Origin of the sequence: Paracoccus onubensis (genome assembly GCF_003591515.1) — a bacterium.
In the GTDB taxonomy this organism is placed as follows: domain Bacteria; phylum Pseudomonadota; class Alphaproteobacteria; order Rhodobacterales; family Rhodobacteraceae; genus Paracoccus; species Paracoccus onubensis.
The window spans coordinates 254,748-271,758 of record NZ_QZCG01000003.1; the positions used below are offsets into that span (position 1 = coordinate 254,748).

14 protein-coding genes are annotated in these 17,011 nt (G+C 61.6%); 6 read left to right on the plus strand and 8 right to left on the minus strand.

What is annotated here, in order from left to right; translation table 11 throughout:
• Positions 1-372: 372 nt before the first annotated feature.
• The 3 genes from D3P04_RS06245 to D3P04_RS06255 all read left to right on the plus strand — a co-directional run bounded on the left by D3P04_RS06245 (position 373) and on the right by D3P04_RS06255 (position 3,466).
• Positions 373-1,317 carry a LysR family transcriptional regulator gene (locus D3P04_RS06245; RefSeq protein ID WP_119746976.1) on the plus strand — a complete coding sequence of 315 codons (945 nt, stop codon included), beginning with the start codon at positions 373-375 and terminating at the stop codon, positions 1,315-1,317.
• 364 nt (positions 1,318-1,681) lie between these two features.
• Positions 1,682-2,887 carry an NAD-dependent formate dehydrogenase gene (locus tag D3P04_RS06250; protein WP_119746978.1) on the plus strand — a complete coding sequence of 402 codons (1,206 nt, stop codon included), beginning with the start codon at positions 1,682-1,684 and terminating at the stop codon, positions 2,885-2,887.
• Between the two features lie 63 nt (positions 2,888-2,950).
• Positions 2,951-3,466 carry an HPP family protein gene (locus D3P04_RS06255; RefSeq protein ID WP_119746980.1) on the plus strand — a complete coding sequence of 172 codons (516 nt, stop codon included), beginning with the start codon at positions 2,951-2,953 and terminating at the stop codon, positions 3,464-3,466.
• A gap of 264 nt (positions 3,467-3,730) precedes the next feature.
• Here the strand turns inward: D3P04_RS06255 and glcF are convergent, their stop codons facing one another.
• The 3 genes from glcF to D3P04_RS06270 are packed head-to-tail and all read right to left on the minus strand — an operon-like array spanning position 3,731 to position 7,597.
• Complete coding sequence (gene glcF, locus D3P04_RS06260; protein ID WP_119746981.1) at positions 3,731-5,035, minus strand: glycolate oxidase subunit GlcF; 1,305 nt, start codon at positions 5,033-5,035, stop codon at positions 3,731-3,733.
• 1 nt (position 5,036) lies between these two features.
• Positions 5,037-6,158, minus strand: coding sequence for a glycolate oxidase subunit GlcE (gene glcE, locus D3P04_RS06265; RefSeq protein ID WP_119746983.1), 1,122 nt, complete (start codon positions 6,156-6,158; stop codon positions 5,037-5,039).
• Positions 6,155-7,597 carry an FAD-linked oxidase C-terminal domain-containing protein gene (locus D3P04_RS06270; protein WP_220475281.1) on the minus strand — a complete coding sequence of 481 codons (1,443 nt, stop codon included), beginning with the start codon at positions 7,595-7,597 and terminating at the stop codon, positions 6,155-6,157. Before D3P04_RS06270 ends, glcE begins: the two co-directional genes overlap by 4 nt.
• A gap of 99 nt (positions 7,598-7,696) precedes the next feature.
• Here D3P04_RS06270 and D3P04_RS06275 point away from each other — a divergent pair, with 99 nt between their 5' ends.
• Entirely contained in the window at positions 7,697-8,467 is a 771-nt protein-coding gene (locus tag D3P04_RS06275) for an FCD domain-containing protein (protein ID WP_119746987.1), read from the plus strand.
• Between the two features lie 532 nt (positions 8,468-8,999).
• Here the strand turns inward: D3P04_RS06275 and map are convergent.
• Positions 9,000-9,800 (minus strand): type I methionyl aminopeptidase, encoded by an 801-nt coding sequence (gene map, locus D3P04_RS06285; protein ID WP_119746991.1) that lies wholly within the window; start codon positions 9,798-9,800, stop codon positions 9,000-9,002.
• Positions 9,801-9,902: 102 nt separating this feature from the next.
• Here map and D3P04_RS06290 point away from each other — a divergent pair, with 102 nt between their 5' ends.
• Both D3P04_RS06290 and D3P04_RS06295 read left to right on the plus strand, forming a co-directional pair.
• The gene (locus D3P04_RS06290; RefSeq protein WP_119746993.1) at positions 9,903-10,643 is read left to right on the plus strand and encodes a competence/damage-inducible protein A; all 741 of its coding nucleotides are present in this window, start codon (positions 9,903-9,905) and stop codon (positions 10,641-10,643) included.
• Positions 10,643-11,359, plus strand: coding sequence for a GNAT family N-acetyltransferase (locus D3P04_RS06295; RefSeq protein ID WP_119746995.1), 717 nt, complete (start codon positions 10,643-10,645; stop codon positions 11,357-11,359). Before D3P04_RS06290 ends, D3P04_RS06295 begins: the two co-directional genes overlap by 1 nt.
• Before the next feature lie 167 nt (positions 11,360-11,526).
• On the opposite strand, the gene D3P04_RS06300 is transcribed toward D3P04_RS06295, so the two are convergent.
• The 4 genes from D3P04_RS06300 to D3P04_RS06315 all read right to left on the minus strand — a co-directional run bounded on the left by D3P04_RS06300 (position 11,527) and on the right by D3P04_RS06315 (position 16,645).
• Positions 11,527-12,477: a sugar-binding transcriptional regulator gene (locus D3P04_RS06300; RefSeq protein WP_119746997.1), complete on the minus strand. Its 951-nt coding sequence runs from the start codon at positions 12,475-12,477 to the stop codon at positions 11,527-11,529.
• A gap of 71 nt (positions 12,478-12,548) precedes the next feature.
• Complete coding sequence (locus D3P04_RS06305; RefSeq protein ID WP_119746999.1) at positions 12,549-13,481, minus strand: sugar phosphate isomerase/epimerase family protein; 933 nt, start codon at positions 13,479-13,481, stop codon at positions 12,549-12,551.
• Between the two features lie 63 nt (positions 13,482-13,544).
• On the minus strand, positions 13,545-15,062 hold the full coding sequence (locus D3P04_RS06310) for a glycerol-3-phosphate dehydrogenase (RefSeq protein WP_119747001.1): 1,518 nt from the start codon (positions 15,060-15,062) through the stop codon (positions 13,545-13,547).
• Positions 15,063-15,073: 11 nt separating this feature from the next.
• Positions 15,074-16,645, minus strand: a complete 1,572-nt coding sequence (locus D3P04_RS06315; protein ID WP_119747003.1) for an FGGY-family carbohydrate kinase — start codon at positions 16,643-16,645, stop codon at positions 15,074-15,076.
• Positions 16,646-17,011 lie beyond the last annotated feature (366 nt).

The following is a 17,011-nucleotide window of genomic DNA, read 5'->3' on the forward strand; positions in this document are numbered from 1 at the left end:
ATATAAAACCATGATGCATGAATGTACCATCAATCGATCCGAAACAAGCCGGTTAGCCTCCGTAGTGACCGGAGTTGGGATATTTGGCACATCTTTCGATGCAGCTTAATGAAATTCGGATCAAATCTTATTGTTGTTTTGGAAAGCCGTTCCCGAGTGATGCAGAAAAGCATGCCGTGCAGCTGGATGGATGAACTGACCGCGGTTCTGGATCCACCCGTGGCATTCCCATGCGCCGGCCTGATTTGCGGGCGGATCATCATCTGCCTCTGCCGGAAAGGAGGCCCGGACACTGACGCTGGGGATTGAAACATTCAATATGTCCTTTAGAATATAACGTTCAGCACATTTTCAGACAGGTTCAGGGAACCGATGCTCATCCGACACCTCAGGTTCTTCGTGAAGCTTGCCGAAGAACAGCATTTCGGGCGGGCGGCAGAGCTGTGCAATGTCACCCAGCCAACCTTGTCGCAAGCGATCCGCAAGCTTGAAGACGATCTTGGTCTGGCACTGATCGTTCGGGGGCATCGCTTCATGTCCATGACGACCGAGGGAGAAAAGGTGCTGAAATGGGGACGGCAGATACTGGCCGATTACGACAGTCTGCATGACGATCTTGCCGGCAGGAAGAAAAGGGGCCTGAACGGAAAACTTCGCCTCGGCGTCATCCCGGCGGCAATGCCCTCTGTCTCGTTTCTGACGGAACAGTTCGCCGACAGCAATCCGCTGGCGCATATCGAGATCCGGTCAATGACATCCCGCGCCATCCAGAAGGGGCTGGATACATTCGAAATCGACGGCGGCATCACCTATCTCGACAATGAGGCGCTTGAGAATGTCCGCTGCTTTCCCCTTTATAACGAACGTTATGTCTTTGCAGGCCATGTCAGCCATCCTTTGATGAAAGCCGAGACCGTCAGCTGGGTTCAGGCAATTGCGCAACCGCTTTGCCTTCTTTCCGACGACATGCAGAACCGGAGGATCCTTGACGGGATTGCCACCATGGCAGGCGTCGAATTGCGTCCGAATGTCGTCAGCAATTCCTTTCTCGGGGTCGCATCGCATCTGCGCAGCGGCCGTTGGTGCGCAATCGTCCCGCACAGCTTTCGCCATCTGTTCGAGGGCGTTCCCAATCTGGCCATGCGCGATATGGCCGAACCCGTGCATTGGCAGACGATCGGATTGGTGCTGAGCGACCGTTCTCCGCCCTCACCGATGGCATTGGCGTTGCAGGATTGCGTGAGAAGCGCCGAAATCAGGCGCAATCTGGATCAGGCATTCGGGGAAAGCACCCCGGCAGCGCCGCCTTCGCAGTAACGGATCGGAAATGCACAGTCAAAAGGGTTGAGGCTTGGCCGGCGTACCGGTCGCGCCGACATCGCCTGTTCGAACCCACCCTTTGACGAAGGTTCTGGCATATCACCCTGTCTGCATGGCGGGATGATTGGGTTCGCCTATGAATGCATGCGTATTATTCATTGGATGATGCATGCCGCCTTGTGCAAGCTGTTCTTGTCGAACAAGACATCTCGCTTATCCCGAGGCATCCAGACGGCAACCTGCAAATCATCCGGTCACGTATCGGTCGCCTGTCCAGATCGGGACAGGCCGGTGATCGCGCATGCTGATTTCCGGGTTGCGGAAAATGCTCTGGCGACCTCCCGACCTGAAAGGAAGACAAATGGCCAAGGTAGTATGCGTTCTTTACGACGATCCGGTTGATGGGCATCCGACCTCATATGCCCGTGACGACCTGCCGAAGATCGATCAATATCCCGATGGCCAGACCCTGCCTTCGCCCAAAGCGATCGATTTTCAGCCCGGTGAGATGCTGGGCTCGGTCTCGGGTGAGCTGGGCTTGCGGAAATATGTCGAATCCCTGGGGCATGAATTTGTCGTAACCTCGTCGAAAGACGGTCCTGATTCCGAACTGGAAAAGCATCTTGCCGATGCCGAGATCGTCATCTCACAACCGTTCTGGCCTGCCTATCTGACCGCCGAACGCATCGCCAAGGCGCCCAGGCTGAAACTGGCTCTGACCGCCGGGATCGGTTCGGATCATGTCGATTTGCAAGCCGCGATGGATAACGACGTCACCGTGGCCGAGGTCACCTATTGCAACTCGATCTCGGTGGCCGAGCATGTCTGCATGATGATCCTGGGCCTCGTGCGCAACTATATCCCTTCTTACAACTGGGTGATGAAGGGCGGCTGGAATATCGCCGATTGCGTGGCGCGGTCCTATGATGTCGAGGGCATGCATGTGGGCACGGTTGCGGCCGGGCGCATCGGCCTGGCGGTGCTGAGACGGCTGAAGCCCTTTGACATGCATCTGCATTATAACGACCGCCACCGGCTGCCGGAAGCGGTGGAAAAGGAACTGGGCCTGACCTGGCATGCCACCCGTGAAGAGCTTTACGGGGCTTGCGACGTGGTGACGCTGAACTGCCCGCTGCATCCCGAAACCGAGCATATGATCAATGACGAGACGCTGAAACTGTTCAAGCGCGGCGCCTATCTGGTCAATACCGCCCGCGGCAAGCTGTGCGACCGCGACTCCATTGCCCGGGCGCTGGAAAGCGGACAATTGGCGGGTTACGCGGGCGATGTGTGGTTCCCCCAGCCAGCGCCGCAGGACCATCCGTGGCGGACCATGCCGAATCATGGCATGACGCCGCATATATCGGGCACCTCGCTATCGGCGCAGGCGCGCTATGCCGCGGGCACGCGCGAGATCCTCGAATGCCATTTCGAGGGCCGCCCGATCCGCGACGAATACCTGATCGTGCAGGGCGGTAATCTGGCCGGAGTCGGGGCGCATTCCTATTCCAAAGGGAACGCCACCGGTGGGTCCGAGGAAGCCGCGAAATTCGAAAAGGTCAAATAAGCAGCAAACAGACGGGCTCGCGTAGGATGACTGCGCGGGCCATTCATTTGTCCGGAAGATAAAATGTCATATGATACCGAAGCCACTCCCGCCGCATCGCCTGCCGGCGCGCTTGCAGCCCATATCCGCAAGGCCGGCCCTCTCGCCCTGATTTCGGGGCTGGGCGGCGCGCTTGCCATCTGGGCCCTGGCGATGCTGACGCAGTCGCTGGAACAGGCACTGCTGATCGCTCCGTTCGGGGCAAGCTGCGTTCTGCTATTCGCGCTCCCCTCCAGCCCGCTGGCACAGCCGCGCAATGTGATCGGCGGGCATTTCCTGTCGGCTCTGGTGGGGCTGCTGGTCCTGATGCTGGTGGGTGACGGCGCTTTGGCCTGCGGGATCGGTGTCGGTCTGGCGATCGCGGTCATGCAGATCACCGGCACCGTTCACCCGCCCGCCGGAGGCAACCCGCTGGTGGTCATTCTGACCGGAGCAGGCTGGTCCTTTCTGGCGGTGCCGGTTCTGGCCGGAACGATCGCGCTGGTTGCATTGGCCTGGGCCTATCATCAGACCATCTCCAAACGCAGCTACCCCGGTTGAACGGTGAGACCGGGGAACCGGAGCGTGTCGGGTGGAATCGGAAACGCCGTTATTTGCGCCCCGCGACGGCCGGGGGCGCTGCCCCCTGGACCCCCGAGGTATTTGGACAAAGAAGAAGCAGAGGAAGACGCGAAGCCGGGCGGGCGTGGCATGCTTCGGAGACGATGATCGGAGACCTTCCACCGTGCCTGAAACAATCCCGCATCATCTGCGTTTGATCCCGCGGCCCTCGGCCCGCCTGCTCTTCCGGCAGGCGGGAGGGGATCACGACGCCAAACCTGCCGCTTCCAATCCCTGCGGGATGGATCCTCCGGTCGCCCAGTCCAGTAATTCGACGGTGTGGACGACCGGCACGGCGGTTCCCGATCCGATCTGCATCATGCAGCCGATATTCCCCGCACTGATCACCTGCGGCTGCAACGCTTCGAGTGTGTCGACCTTGCGGGATTTCAATTCACCGGAGATTTCGGGCTGCATCAGGTTATAGGTCCCCGCCGATCCGCAGCAGATATGGCTGTCCTGCGGTTCGACGATCTCGAAACCCGCCTGCGCCAGAAGCTCTTTCGGGGTCGCCCTGATCTGCTGGCCATGCTGCAGCGAGCAGGCGGCATGATAGGCGACGCGCAGCGGTCTTGCATGGGTGGCGCTGCGCAGGCCGATATCGGCCATCACTTCGGTGATATCCTTAGCGAGCCCCGCGATTCTTGCTGCGTCTGTGGCCAGAGGGTTGCCCTGGAACATATGGCCATAATCCTTGACCGTGGTGCCGCAGCCCGAGGTGTTGATGATCACGGCATCCAGCCCTTTGCCGTCAAGCTCTGCCGTCAGAGCACGGATATTCGCGGCGGCCATCGCATGGCTTTCATCGGTCCGGCCCATATGGTGGGTTAATGCTCCGCAGCAACCGATCCCTTTCGGGATCACCACCTCGCAGCCATGACGGCGCAGCAGGCTGATGGTGGCGCGATTGATAGCCGGGTCGAGAACCCGCTGCGCGCAGCCGGTCAAAAGGGCGACGCGCCGGATCGGCTTGCCGTCGGCCGGGTAAATCTGCGGCTCGTCTCCGCGATCGGCCCGCGGGATGTTGCGCGGCGCCATGTCCAGCATCGCCCGCAGCCGCGCGTCGGGCAGGAAGCGGCGGAAGGGACGGGCGATCCCCGCGCCGGTCAGGGCAAGCCGGAACCGCGCCGGATAGGGCAATATTCGTGACAGCAGCCAGCGCAAGGCGCGCTCGAACGGGGGGCGGCGGTAATGCTGTTCGATATATTCGCGGGCGTGATCCACCAGATGCATGTAATCCACGCCCGAGGGGCAGGTGGTCATGCAGGACAGGCAGGACAGGCAGCGGTCGATATGCCTGACGGTCTTGTCGTCGGGCACCCGGTTGTTTTCCAGCATGTCCTTGATCAGGTAGATGCGTCCGCGCGGGCTGTCCAACTCGTCCCCAAGGATCTTGTAGGTCGGGCAGGTCGCCGTGCAGAAGCCGCAATGGACGCAGGACCGCAGGATCTCGTTCGAGCGGGCCGTGGTGGGATCGGCAAGCTGTTCCGGGGTGAAGCTCGTCTGCATGTCAACTGTCCATCAGGCCGGGGTTGAGGATGCCCGCCGGATCGAAGCGGCGACGCAATTCCTGTGAAAGGCGCGTGATCGCGGGCGCTTCGGGCGGGAAGGCGGGGCCGGGGACACCACCGCGCCTGACAAGCGTGGCGTGAGGGGCGATCTGGCGGAGAGAGCTTGCCTCGCCCGGCCCGCAATACCAGATCAGCCCGCCGCCCCAGTCCAGCGAAACCTGTCCGCCGAGATCGTGTAATCTCGCGACGATGGCAGCGGCATCCGTGGGTTTGACGAGGATCCGCCACAAAGGCAGATCGCCGGCAAAATGGGCGACATCACGCAGTCCGCGCCAAAGTTCCCGGGTGGCGGCCCCGTCCAGAGTCTGGATGTCATGAGCGCCGAACATCTCAAGCAGGCGCTGTTGGCGATATTCGACCTGCGGCGGCAGCCCTTCGATCCGCAACCATGCGGTGCCGTCAAGAAATGCCGCGCCGGAGACCTCGTAGGGCGTGGCGAGAGCCTTCGAGAAAATGCCAAGCGCCCGCAGCTCATCGATGCCATGAAAGCCCAGCGTCGCCCGGGCCTGCGCATGGGGCAGCGTCTTGATCGCCACTTCGGTCAATACGCCAAGAGTGCCATGAGATCCGCATAACAGCCGGGACAGGTCGAGGCCGGTGACATTCTTCATCACCCGTCCGCCATTTCGCAGAATCCGGCCCGGCCCATCGACAAATCGTAGGCCAAGAAGGTGATCCCTGCACGCACCGGTTCTGATCCGGCGCGGCCCAGACGCATTGGCGGCAATCGCTCCGCCGATCGTCGGTATGCCCCGGCCACCCAGTACCCCCCTGAGATCGGGCGGTTCGAAAGCCAGCGACTGGCCCTCGGCCTCCAGCATCGCCTCGATCTCGGGCAGCGGGGTGCCGGCGCGGGCGATCAGCGTCATCTCGCCCGGTTCATAGGTCACGACACCCGAGATCGCGGAAACGTCCAGCGGAGTTCCGGCGATATGCGCGGTCTCGGTGCGGGTGCCGCCGCCAAGAATGCGCAGCGGCTGGCGGTCCCCGGATGCGGCAGTCAGGATTTCGGAAAGCTCTGCTTCATCCGCAGGCGCAAGCTGATCGATGATGGTAGTCATTCCGCAGCCCTCTGACGATAACGGGCAGAGGACTCCAGGGGAAAGACCTTGGCCGGGTTCAGAAGCCATGCGGGATCGAACACGTCCTTGACCTCCATCTGGATCGCAAGATCATCGGGATCGTATTGCGCTGTCATCAGATCGCGCTTTTCGATCCCCACGCCATGCTCTCCGGTCAGACAGCCGCCGACTTCGACGCAAAGCCGCAGAATGTCGGCGCCGAACGCCTCGGCCCGTTCAAGCTGTCCGGGCTCATTCGCGTTGAACAGGATCAGCGGGTGCATATTCCCGTCGCCGGCGTGAAAGACATTCGCGACTTCCAGCCCGTGTTCCTTCGACAATTCGCCGATCCGCCGCAGCGTATGGGGAAGCTGCCCGACCGGCACGGTTCCGTCGAGGCAGATGTAATCACCCAGCCGCCCCATCGCGCCGAATGCCGATTTCCGGCCCTTCCAGATGGCCAGCGCGTCATCGGCATTGCGGCTTTCGCGGAATTCCACCGGGTTCAGTGCATCCGCGATTTCGCGGATATGGGCGATCTGGACGGCGATTTCGTCGGGTGAACCTTCGACTTCGACGATCAGCACGGCGGGGCAATCGGGATAACCGGCTTTGGCGAAGTTTTCGACCGCGCGGAGACAGGGCTCATCCATATATTCGATCGCAACCGGCAGCACGCCAGAGCGAATGATCCGCGCCACGCATTCCCCGGCCACCTCGGCGCTGTCGAAGCCGATCAGGACCGGGCGGGCGCCTTCGGGACGTGGCAGGATCCGCAGCACTGCCTCGGTGACGATGCCAAGCTGGCCCTCTGATCCGCAAAGCAGACCCAGCAGATCCAGACCCGCCGCACCTGCCTGCGGGCCGCCAAATTCGACGATCTCGCCCGAGGTCAGAACCACGGTTGCGCCCATCAGGTTGTTCGTGGTGACACCGTATTTCAGGCAATGCGCGCCGCCTGAATTCATGGCGATATTCCCCGCGATCGTGCATGCAAGCTGCGATGAGGGGTCGGGCGCGTAAAAGAAGCCATGAGGTGCCAGCACCTCGCTGACGGACAGGTTGGTGACGCCGGTCTGAACGCGCATGAAACGGTTGTCGGTATCGATTTCCAGCACATCGCGCAGCCGGGCCGTCCCGATCACCACGCAATCCGCCGTGGGCAGCGCACCGCCTGCCAGCGACGTGCCCGCCCCTCGGGGAACCACGGGCACGCCCATATCCGAACAGACCCGCATGGCGGCCGCGACCTCGGCCGTCGAGCGCGGCAGCACGACCGCAAGCGGCGGGCAGCGATAGGCGGTCAGAGCGTCGCATTCATAGGCGCGGGTCTCGTTGCCGTCCGAAATGACTGTGTCTTCCGGCAGCACCTCGCGCAGCGCCGCGACGATCTGCGCTGCGCGCGCCAATATGGTACTGTCGGGCTGGGGCATGATGATGCCGGACATGGGCAACCTCTTCCTGGCGATATCTCTTGGTAAAATAATTTGACCACGCCTGTCAAATAGGTTTCTCTGTCAAAGGATCAGGAGAATGCGATGTCCGGCACGACGATAAAATCCACCAAGGCCGCCGAAAGCGTGGCCCGGCATATCGAAACGCTGATTATCGAGGGCACATTGCGCTCCGGAGAGGCCTTGCTGCCCGAACGGGAACTGGCGAAACGCCTGAATGTGTCGCGTCCGACCCTGCGCGACGGGTTGAAGACCTTGCAGGACAGGGGGCTGCTGCGGCAGGAAGGAAACAGGGGGCTGCGGGTCGCCGCTCTGGGTGCCGGGGCGATCACCGATCCCTTGCTTGAATTGCTGGCCGGACGCGAGGAACTGGCGGATGATTACCTTGAATTCCGCGATATCGTCGAATGTCAGGCCGCTGCGCTGGCTGCGGAACGCGCCAATGAGGTCGATCTGCGCCGTATCCGCGCCTGTCTTGAACGGATCGACCGGGCCTATGCTGCCGCCGATCCCGACGAAGAGGCGGAAGCCGATGCCGAGTTGCACCAACTGATCTATGAGGCAAGCCACAATCTTGTGCTGCTTCAGATTATGCGGGCCCTGTCGGGCGGTCTGCGCCGTGACGTGATCCAGAACCGGGGGCGCATGTTTACCCTGCCGCATACCCGCGACCGGCTGCGCGAGCAGCATCACGCCATAGCGGCCGCAATCATTGCCGGAAAGCAGGACGCGGCCCAGGTCGCCGCCCATCAGCATCTGGGCTATGTTCGCGAAAGCCTGCACCGCCTTCGCGACAGCGAGGCAAAACTGGCCGTATCGAACCGCCGCGATACCGGGGGCGGACTGACGGGTTGAGGCGTAGTCAGGCCCATGCAGGGTTCGGTCTTCAACACCGGCATCTCCATAATCATCCGGAGTCGAGCAACGCCCGATCGCATCACAATGCAGGCGCTTTGATGACATTAACCTGCGGGCAAGGCTTCCTGCGGGGTTGCGATATAAACCACTGACCACGATCGCCGGGCAGCGGTCCGCGGTGGGGCGCTGCCTGGTTCCAGGACAATATTCGCTTGCCGGAAAGCATGGTTAACGTATTCTTTCCCCTAAAGGAGTTGTTAATGCGTGGGATGTTTTTCCTGGCCGCTCTCGTTGCCAGCCCGGCCTTCGGGCAGGACTGCCATCCTAGTTATCAGGGGGAATGTGTTCCCATTGCATCGGATGTCGATTGTGCAAGTGGAAGCGGAAACGGTCCCGAATATGTAGCGGGACCGGTTCAGGTTACCGGTCCGGATGAATATGATCTTGACCGGGACGGGAACGGTATCGGTTGCGAAGGCTGATCATTCTGTGCCGGTCGTGCCGGAAAAAAGATTCGTCCTTCCGGCGATCAGCCCAGATCGGGGAAAAACCGCTCGGACGGCGTGAAGATCTCGCAGCCATTCGCGGTGACGCCTATTGAATGCTCGAATTGCGCCGACAGCGATTTGTCGCGGGTCACGGCGGTCCAGTCATCGGAAAGGGTCTTGGTCTCGGGGCGGCCGAGATTGATCATCGGCTCGATGGTGAAGAACATGCCCTCTTCCAGGACCGGGCCTTTGCCCGCTCGCCCGAAATGCAGCACATTCGGCGGCGCGTGGAAGCTTTGGCCCAGCCCATGACCGCAGAAATCGCGGACGACGGACATGCGATGCCCCTCGGCATAGGTCTGGATCGCCGCGCCGATATCGCCGAAAGTGGCACCGGGCCGGACGGCCTCGATGCCCTTCATCAGCGAATCATGGGTGACCCGGATCAGCCTTTGCGCCTTGATCGGAGCTTTCCCGGCCACATACATGCGGCTTGTATCGCCATACCACCCATCGACGATGACTGTGACGTCGATATTCAGGATATCACCGTCCTTCAGGGTCTTCTGACCCGGGATGCCGTGACAGACGACGTGATTGACGCTGATGCAGCTGGCATGCTGATAGCCGCGATATCCGATCGTGGCCGAGGTGGCGCCAAGCTCCGTGACCCGGTTGCGGATGAAATCGTCCAGTGCCGCTGTGGTCTCGCCCGGCTCGACCAGCGGCCCGACCTCGTCAAGGATTTGCGAGGCCATGGCCCCGGCCTTGCGCATGCCCGCGAAATCCTCGGCGGCATGGATGCGGATACCCTCTTTGGTGATGCGGCTTGCGTCGTTCATCGGCTGTCCTTTCTTCTGTGGGCAAAGATAGTCGCGCCGCCCCACTTGTTCCAGCCCCATACGGCAGCATAGAAGAATGGGGCAGCAGCAAGGGGCAATGCCATGCAATCAGAGAATCCCACGGCAGCCATTCTGGTGATCGGCGACGAGATCCTGTCCGGGCGCACCCGCGAAGGCAACGCACATCACCTGGCGCAGGTTTTGTCCGCGACCGGGTTCGATCTGCGCGAGATGCGGATCGTCGCGGATGATCATGATCAGATCGTCGCGGCCATTCGCGCCCTGGACAGGTCCCTGGGCGGGGCATATGACCTGCTGTTCACATCGGGCGGAATCGGGCCGACGCATGACGATATCACCGCCGATGCCGTGGCGGCGGCGCATGGCACTACGGTCGAAATAAACGACGAAGCGCGGATATTGCTTCAGGCACGTTGCGACCGGATGGGAATGGAACTGACGCCGAACCGGCTGCGGATGGCGCGGGTTCCCGTTGGCGGCACGCTGATCGACAATGCGGTCTCTGCCGCGCCGGGCTTCTCTATCGGCAATACGCATGTGATGGCCGGCGTTCCCGAGGTATTCCGCGGTATGGTCGATTGGCTGATTCCCCGCTTGCCGGGGGGGCAGCCGGTTCAATCGGAAACCGTCGAGGTCAGGCGCGGCGAAAGCGACGTGGCGGAACAGCTCGAGGAGATGGCCTCGAAATTCCCCGACTTGTCGATGGGTTCTTATCCGTTCCGCGACGAGCGGGGCTGGGGAACCAATCTCGTGGTGCGTGGGCTGGATGCCGCCCGTGTCTCCTTCGCGATGTCCGAATTGCGGCGCGAGTTGGGCCTGTGATGGACACCGCGCTTGCCGAGGCGTTCGAGCTTACATGGCCGGCCGCGGAATATGCGGATGCGGGCGGCTTTCGGGTGGGCCGAGGCATGGGCGCGGGCGGCAGGGTCAGTTCGGCGCGCCGGGTGGGTGACTGGACGCATGATGATATCAAGGCGGCAATCCACCAGCACGTCCAGTGGAGGCAACCTCCCCTGTTTCGTGCATATGATGACGACCGGGCCCTGATCGGGGCGCTCGCGGAACATGGTTTCCGCCGCGAGAACCCCACCGCCATCATGGCGCTCGAGATATCCGCATTGACCGATCGTGAAATTCCGCCGGTGACGGCTTTTGCGATCTGGCCGCCGCTTGCCATTCAGCGGGAGATTTGGGCATCGGGAAATATCAATCCTGCAAGGCAAAGGGTAATGATGGCGGTTGCCACCCCCCGAAGCTCGATTCTGGGCCGGATAGTGGATCGTGCTGCGGGCACTGCTTTCGTTGCCGTTCATCAGGGCGTGGCGATGGTGCATTGCGTTGAAATTCTTCCCGATCTCCGGCGCAGGGGACTTGCCGGATGGATGATGCGCTGCGCGGCATTCTGGGCGGCAGAGCAAGGTGCCGAACGGATCGGCCTTGCCGTCAGCCGGGCGAATACCGGAGCCGTCGCCCTCTATCGCCAATTGGGGTTTCAGGAAATCGCCGGATACAGCTATTACGCCCGTCCTGCGGATTAGATCACCCCGCGAAAGGTGCCAACGCCACACTATCGCGCTCTTTCGCGATTCTTCTTTGTCCAAATACCTCGGGGGTCCGGGGGCGGCGCCCCCGGTCCTGCTTATCTGCGGCGATCCGGCGACAGGGCGCGAAATGCTCCGAAGCTTGTTACGCGCTCGTGCCGCCGTCATTCCGTCAGCAAACGGGCCGTGTCTTCATCCGTTATCAGCCCCGATAACCGCCCGCTGTCCAGTACAGCCCGTATTGCAGCCGTTTTCATCTGTCCGCCCGCGATGGCGACAATGCGGCTGGTCTTGCTTGTCTCCAGCCCCGCTGACAATGTGCGCCTGCTGAGCGTGGTTTCCAACACCCGGCCTTTTGCGTCGAAGAAATGCCCCAGCATCTCCCCGACCGCGCCGATGGCTTTGATTTCATTGATTTCATGGGGTTCGATCATTCCGGATGCGACAAGCTGCGCATCCGCATCGGCGGTTCCGATTCCGGCGAATTTCAATCCGGCATTATTCGCCAGATCGAAAATCTCGCGGACTCCGGGCTGTGCCAGAAGGATTTTCCGATCCTGTTCGGAATTGGCGAAGAAAGGGACCGGCAGAACATGTGCCTGCGCGCCGGTCTTGTGGGTCAGGCTATGCATGACGTCATGCGGATTGGCGGTGTAATGCCGCGTCAGCCCGCCCAGAAGCGAGACGAAGCGCGTCCCGTTCGCCTCGAAACGCGGCAATTGATGAATAGCCGCGGCAAGCGTCCGCCCATGCCCCAGACCGATCACCTCGCATTCGCGGCGCTCGACCTCACGCCGCAGGAATCCCGCTCCGGCAAGGCCCAGAGCGTGCAGCGGCAGTCCTTTTTCTCCCAGATCGGGCGCGACTTCGCAGGTCTCAAGGCCATAACGGGCGACAAGCTGTTCCTCCAGCCTGACGCATTCGACGATCTCGCCGTCGATCGAGACCTTGACCACACCCTCGGCCACGGCGCGGGCGATCAGGCGATGGGTCTTGACCGCTGTCAGCCCAAGCCGCCGGGCGACCGCAGCCTGCGTCAGCCCGCCCACATAATGCAGCCAGGCCGCGCGGGTGGCGAGGCTCTCATCCTGATCCGGATTGGCATGGCGCGCCATCAGTGCAAGCCACGGACGGCGAAATGGTGCGAGTGATGATCCGGCATGATGCCCTCCTGTGCTTTGCCGCGTCAGGTTTTCAGCCTGTCCGCGCCGCTGTCGATATGCGGTGCCCAGAACGCTATGCTTTCCGCGATCTGGTTAATCACCTGACGGTCGTTCGGCTCGCGCTCCTTGAAGCTGAGTTCAAGGCAGATTTCGTTGTCCCGCGCACCACCCTCGGCGAATGCCTTCAGTAGTGGCTCGGGTTGGATCCGGCCATTCGCATTGAACTCGGCCGTAAAGGGGCGATGGCCGCCCTTGTCCATGAGCGACTGCTTGATATGGATGATCGGCGAGACTTTCGGCACCGCGCGCGCCCATGCATAGGGATCGTAATCATCAGGATTGTCGCTGGTCACGTCGCCATGATCGATATCGGCCATCATCCACATCGGCACCGCCATGTTGGCGGCGGTCAGCCGATCTTGCAGCGCCATGCAGGCGGCGATGGTTTCGCCGAATTCGCGCCCGATGCTCATGGGTTCCCAGAAGACATATTCCAGCCCCGCCATCTTGGCATGCTCGGCCAGTTCGGCCCAGCAATCGACGGCAATCCGCGTCAGTTCCTCGCGCCGGGCGGGATCGTCGTAATCGCGATAGGTGAAAATGGCGAATTGCGTTCCGACCGAGTTGCCGCCCAGATCGGCAATGATGTCTGCGAATGTCTTGAACCAATCCAGATAATAGCGGCGCACATCCGGGTCGGGATGCCCGAAATGGTTCAGCCGCCCATAAGGCCCGGTCATCCCGCTGGTGATGCGAATACCGGTCCGGGCAAGCGCCCGGTCCATCTGCCGGGTCAGACGGCGGATGACGGGGGCGGGCCATGACGGGTTGATGAATTCATGCGTCAGTTGCAGATCGCGGATACGCAGATCGCGGGCGACGGTGTCGATCAGGTCATCCGGGTCAGCGAAGCGGTTGACCAGCGGGTTTGTGTTCAGGGAAAGCGTTAAGGGCATGGTGATGTCCCGTGAGGATATTGAGTTGAGCCGCAACCATGCGCTGCTCCTGCGAGGGGCAAGCTACGCGGCATCTGCCAGAGCCGCGGTCTCAAACCACTTAGCGAAAGCGGCCCGCTCGGCCGCGGTGAGGTGAAGGTAGTGTTTGGTGCGCCGCAACAGAATATCCTCGGCTGTCATCGCCCATTCCTTGCGGGTGAGATAGCGGGCCTCCGCCTCGTAGAGTTGCCCGCCGAAATGCCGGCCCAGATCGTCGAGTTTCATGGCTCCGGCCACGACATCCTTGGTACGCGCCCCGTAAAGCCGTCCGTAATGATGCACCAGTTTGCGCGGCATCCAGGGATGCAACTCGCGCAGCAGATTCGCATAGCTTTCATAATCCGCATTGGCGATTTCGCCGCCCGGCAGGGTGGCGGTTTCGGTCCAGTCCGGTCCCATATCCGGGAAAACCTCCTGTAGCCGGTGCATTCCGCGTTCGGCCAGTTCGCGGAAGGTGGTGATCTTGCCGCCGAACACGTTCAGCAGCGGTGCGCCCCCGTTCATGTCCAGATCAAAGACGTAATCGCGCGTCACCGCCGAAGGATTACCTTGCCCGTCATCGAACAGGGGGCGCACACCGGAAAATGTTTCCAGAACATCCGAGCGGCGCAGCTTTTCCTTGAAATAGCGGTTTACGGCGGCGATCAGATATTCGATCTCGGATTCGTCGGCCTTCACATCCTCGGCCCGGCCCTCATAGGCGATATCGGTGGTGCCGATCAGGGCCTTGTCGCCTTCATAGGGATTGATGAAGATCACCCGCCTGTCATGGTTCTGTACCAGATAGGCGTTATTCCCATGCCAGAATTTCGGCACGATGATATGGCTGCCCTTGACCAGCCGGACATTGCGTTTCGAGTTCGCCCCGGCCACGCGCCCGATAACATCGCTGACCCAGGGACCCGCGCAATTGACCACGCAGCGGGCGCGGAATGTCCGGGTTTCGCCGGTCAGGTCGCTGCGGGTTTGCACCGTCCAGGCGCCGTCTTCCCGCCGCGCCGAGATGCAGGGACTGCGGGTCAGCACTTCTGCCCCGCGCTCGGCGGCATCAACGGCGTTCAGAACGACAAGCCGGGCGTCATCCACCCAGCAATCCGAGTATTCGAAGCCCTTGGCATATTGGTTCATCAGCGGCGCACCCTCGGGGTCGCGACGCAGATTCAGCGTCCGTGTCCCGGGCAGTTTCTGACGACCGCCCAGATTGTCGTAAAGGAACAGCCCAAGGCGGACCAGCCATGCGGGGCGGTCCTGTGGACTGTGGGGCAGCACGAAGCGCATCGGCCAGATGATATGCGGCGCGGAACGCATCAGCACTTCGCGCTCGATCAGGGCTTCGCGGACCAGCCGGAACTCGTAATATTCCAGATAGCGCAAGCCCCCATGCACCAGCTTGCCCGACCGGGACGAGGTTCCCTGAGCCAGATCGTCCTTCTCGCATAACACGACCTTCAGGCCCCGCCCTGCCGCGTCTCGGGCAATTCCGGCACCATTGATGCCGCCGCCGATCACGAAAAGGTCGATCATCTCGGGGTCGCTTGTCATGTCAATCTCCTTCAGTTTCCGGCCCAAATCTGCTTGGCGCGGGCAGCGGCGAGGGCATCCCAGGCCAAAGGCAGGGCCTGGCGGGACGCGGAAAATGCCGGGAAAAGCCGCTGATAGGCGGCGGTAAGGCCGGGATCCGGCGCTTCGGCCTGTCCGAGAAGCGGCGTCACCCATTCCTTGATGCAGGCTTCCATATCCGGATAAACGCCGATCGCGACCGCCGCCATCATCGCGGCCCCCGCCGCCCCTGCCTCGTCCCGGTCGGATACCCGCACCGGGGCATCCAGCGAGGCGGAAAGGATGCTGCGTAATCCCGGCGAGCGGGCCGCGCCGCCGGTCAGGCGCAGTTCCGAGGGCAGGGGGCCCATTGCGGCATAGCAATCGCGCATTGCCATCCCCAGCCCCTCGGCGACGGCGCGCAGCAGGTCGGGAAAGCGGTGATGCAGCGCCAGCCCGACAAAGCCCGCCCTTGCATCGGCATTGACGAAGGGACCACGCTCGCCGGCCTCGGAAATATAGGGGTGATAGATGATCTGACCGGGCTGGCTCGCGCTCAGCCAGTCTTCGATATGATCGACCAGATCGCGGTGACCAACGGGCTTGCCCATGTCGGACATGATGTCCGCCGCGAGCCCAAGTACCCAGTCCAGATTGAGCGTCGCCGCCATATTGGTCTGCACCTGCGTGACGATACCGGGGATCGGCAGGCAAATCACATAGCCTGTGCCCTGATCGTTCAGATGCACGCCATTCGCGGGCACCGCCCGCAGATGCACGCCGGTAGAACCGACGGTCGAGCAGGCCACATCGCCCGCGCCGCCATAGACGCCTGCGCCAAGCGCGGTCATCACCATGTCCACATAGCCAAGGCTGACCGGCGTTCCGGCGCGCAATCCCGTTCGGGTGGCCGCCTCTGCCGTAAGGGGATGGGTGATCTGGCTGCCATCCACGATCTGGGGCAGCAGGTGGCGGCGACGTGTCAGCCCCAATGCCTCGATCACGGTGTCGTCGTATTGGCGGTTACGGAAATTGCCGAAGGTGAAGCTGGCTTCCGACGGATCCGTCGCGCGGATCCCGGTCAGGTTGAGGTAAAGCCAGTCCTTGCAATGCAGTGCGACCTCGGCCCGATCCAGCAACTCGGGCATATGCGCATCCATATGTGCCATCTGGCTGCCTTGCTGGCAGGTATTCAACCCGGTGCCAGTCGCTTCGAAGCGCGCGCGGTCCGAAGCCCGCGCGGCAAGGCGCTGGACCGTTGGGGCGGCCCGCGCGTCAAGCCAAAGCCAGGCATCGCAAACCGGGCCGTCGTTCCCGACCAGCCAGGTGCCGTCGCCCTGAGCCGTCACCGACAGCGCGGCGGTGCGGGCGGCAAGGTTTTCGATCCGGTCACCCAGATCGCGTAACGCCGCAGCGCAATCCCGCCATGTCTGTTCAAGGTTTTGCGTGGCCGATCCTTCGGCAGTCGAGGCGTAGTTATTGGGAACCGAGGCCGATGCAAGCTGCCGCCCCCGCAGGTCGAAGGCTACGGCCTTGATGACCGAGGTGCCCGCATCGATACCAATCAGAATGTCATGTTCGGGCATGAATCGCCTCCCTCGTCGAATCGGTGCGCTGTAATCCGTCACCCTTCCTCCGGTGGGCGTCGCGGCGCGTGTCTGGCGTTATATACCATAATAATCACATATAAAACGCATTATTTTGCTGAAAAAGGAATATATTTCATCTATCATAACGGGAGATGATGGCGCAACTGGCGATTCGTTTTTGTTTCGGCAGATGGTTCATGATAGAATATTCTCAGATATTTAACGATAATTTGAATGATCTGCATAATTTTCGTGCGTATCCTTGGCGGAGGCATCTTCTGCAAGCCGTAAGAGAGGGGCGGCATGTTGGGTGGCGTTCCTGATTAAAAAATATCATTATTGACTGATAATATAACAATGATA

What these genes read in the sequence shown, in the direction of transcription:
- D3P04_RS06245 (WP_119746976.1), top strand. Translation starts at nt 373, where the DNA reads ATGCTCATCCGACACCTCAGGTTCTTCGTGAAGCTTGCCGAAGAACAG.
- D3P04_RS06250 (WP_119746978.1), top strand. Translation starts at nt 1,682, where the DNA reads ATGGCCAAGGTAGTATGCGTTCTTTACGACGATCCGGTTGATGGGCAT.
- D3P04_RS06255 (WP_119746980.1), top strand. Translation starts at nt 2,951, where the DNA reads ATGTCATATGATACCGAAGCCACTCCCGCCGCATCGCCTGCCGGCGCG.
- glcF (WP_119746981.1), bottom strand. Translation starts at nt 5,035, where the DNA reads ATGCAGACGAGCTTCACCCCGGAACAGCTTGCCGATCCCACCACGGCC.
- glcE (WP_119746983.1), bottom strand. Translation starts at nt 6,158, where the DNA reads ATGACTACCATCATCGATCAGCTTGCGCCTGCGGATGAAGCAGAGCTT.
- D3P04_RS06275 (WP_119746987.1), top strand. Translation starts at nt 7,697, where the DNA reads ATGTCCGGCACGACGATAAAATCCACCAAGGCCGCCGAAAGCGTGGCC.
- map (WP_119746991.1), bottom strand. Translation starts at nt 9,800, where the DNA reads ATGAACGACGCAAGCCGCATCACCAAAGAGGGTATCCGCATCCATGCC.
- D3P04_RS06290 (WP_119746993.1), top strand. Translation starts at nt 9,903, where the DNA reads ATGCAATCAGAGAATCCCACGGCAGCCATTCTGGTGATCGGCGACGAG.
- D3P04_RS06295 (WP_119746995.1), top strand. Translation starts at nt 10,643, where the DNA reads ATGGACACCGCGCTTGCCGAGGCGTTCGAGCTTACATGGCCGGCCGCG.
- D3P04_RS06300 (WP_119746997.1), bottom strand. Translation starts at nt 12,477, where the DNA reads ATGGCGCGCCATGCCAATCCGGATCAGGATGAGAGCCTCGCCACCCGC.
- D3P04_RS06305 (WP_119746999.1), bottom strand. Translation starts at nt 13,481, where the DNA reads ATGCCCTTAACGCTTTCCCTGAACACAAACCCGCTGGTCAACCGCTTC.
- D3P04_RS06310 (WP_119747001.1), bottom strand. Translation starts at nt 15,062, where the DNA reads ATGACAAGCGACCCCGAGATGATCGACCTTTTCGTGATCGGCGGCGGC.
- D3P04_RS06315 (WP_119747003.1), bottom strand. Translation starts at nt 16,645, where the DNA reads ATGCCCGAACATGACATTCTGATTGGTATCGATGCGGGCACCTCGGTC.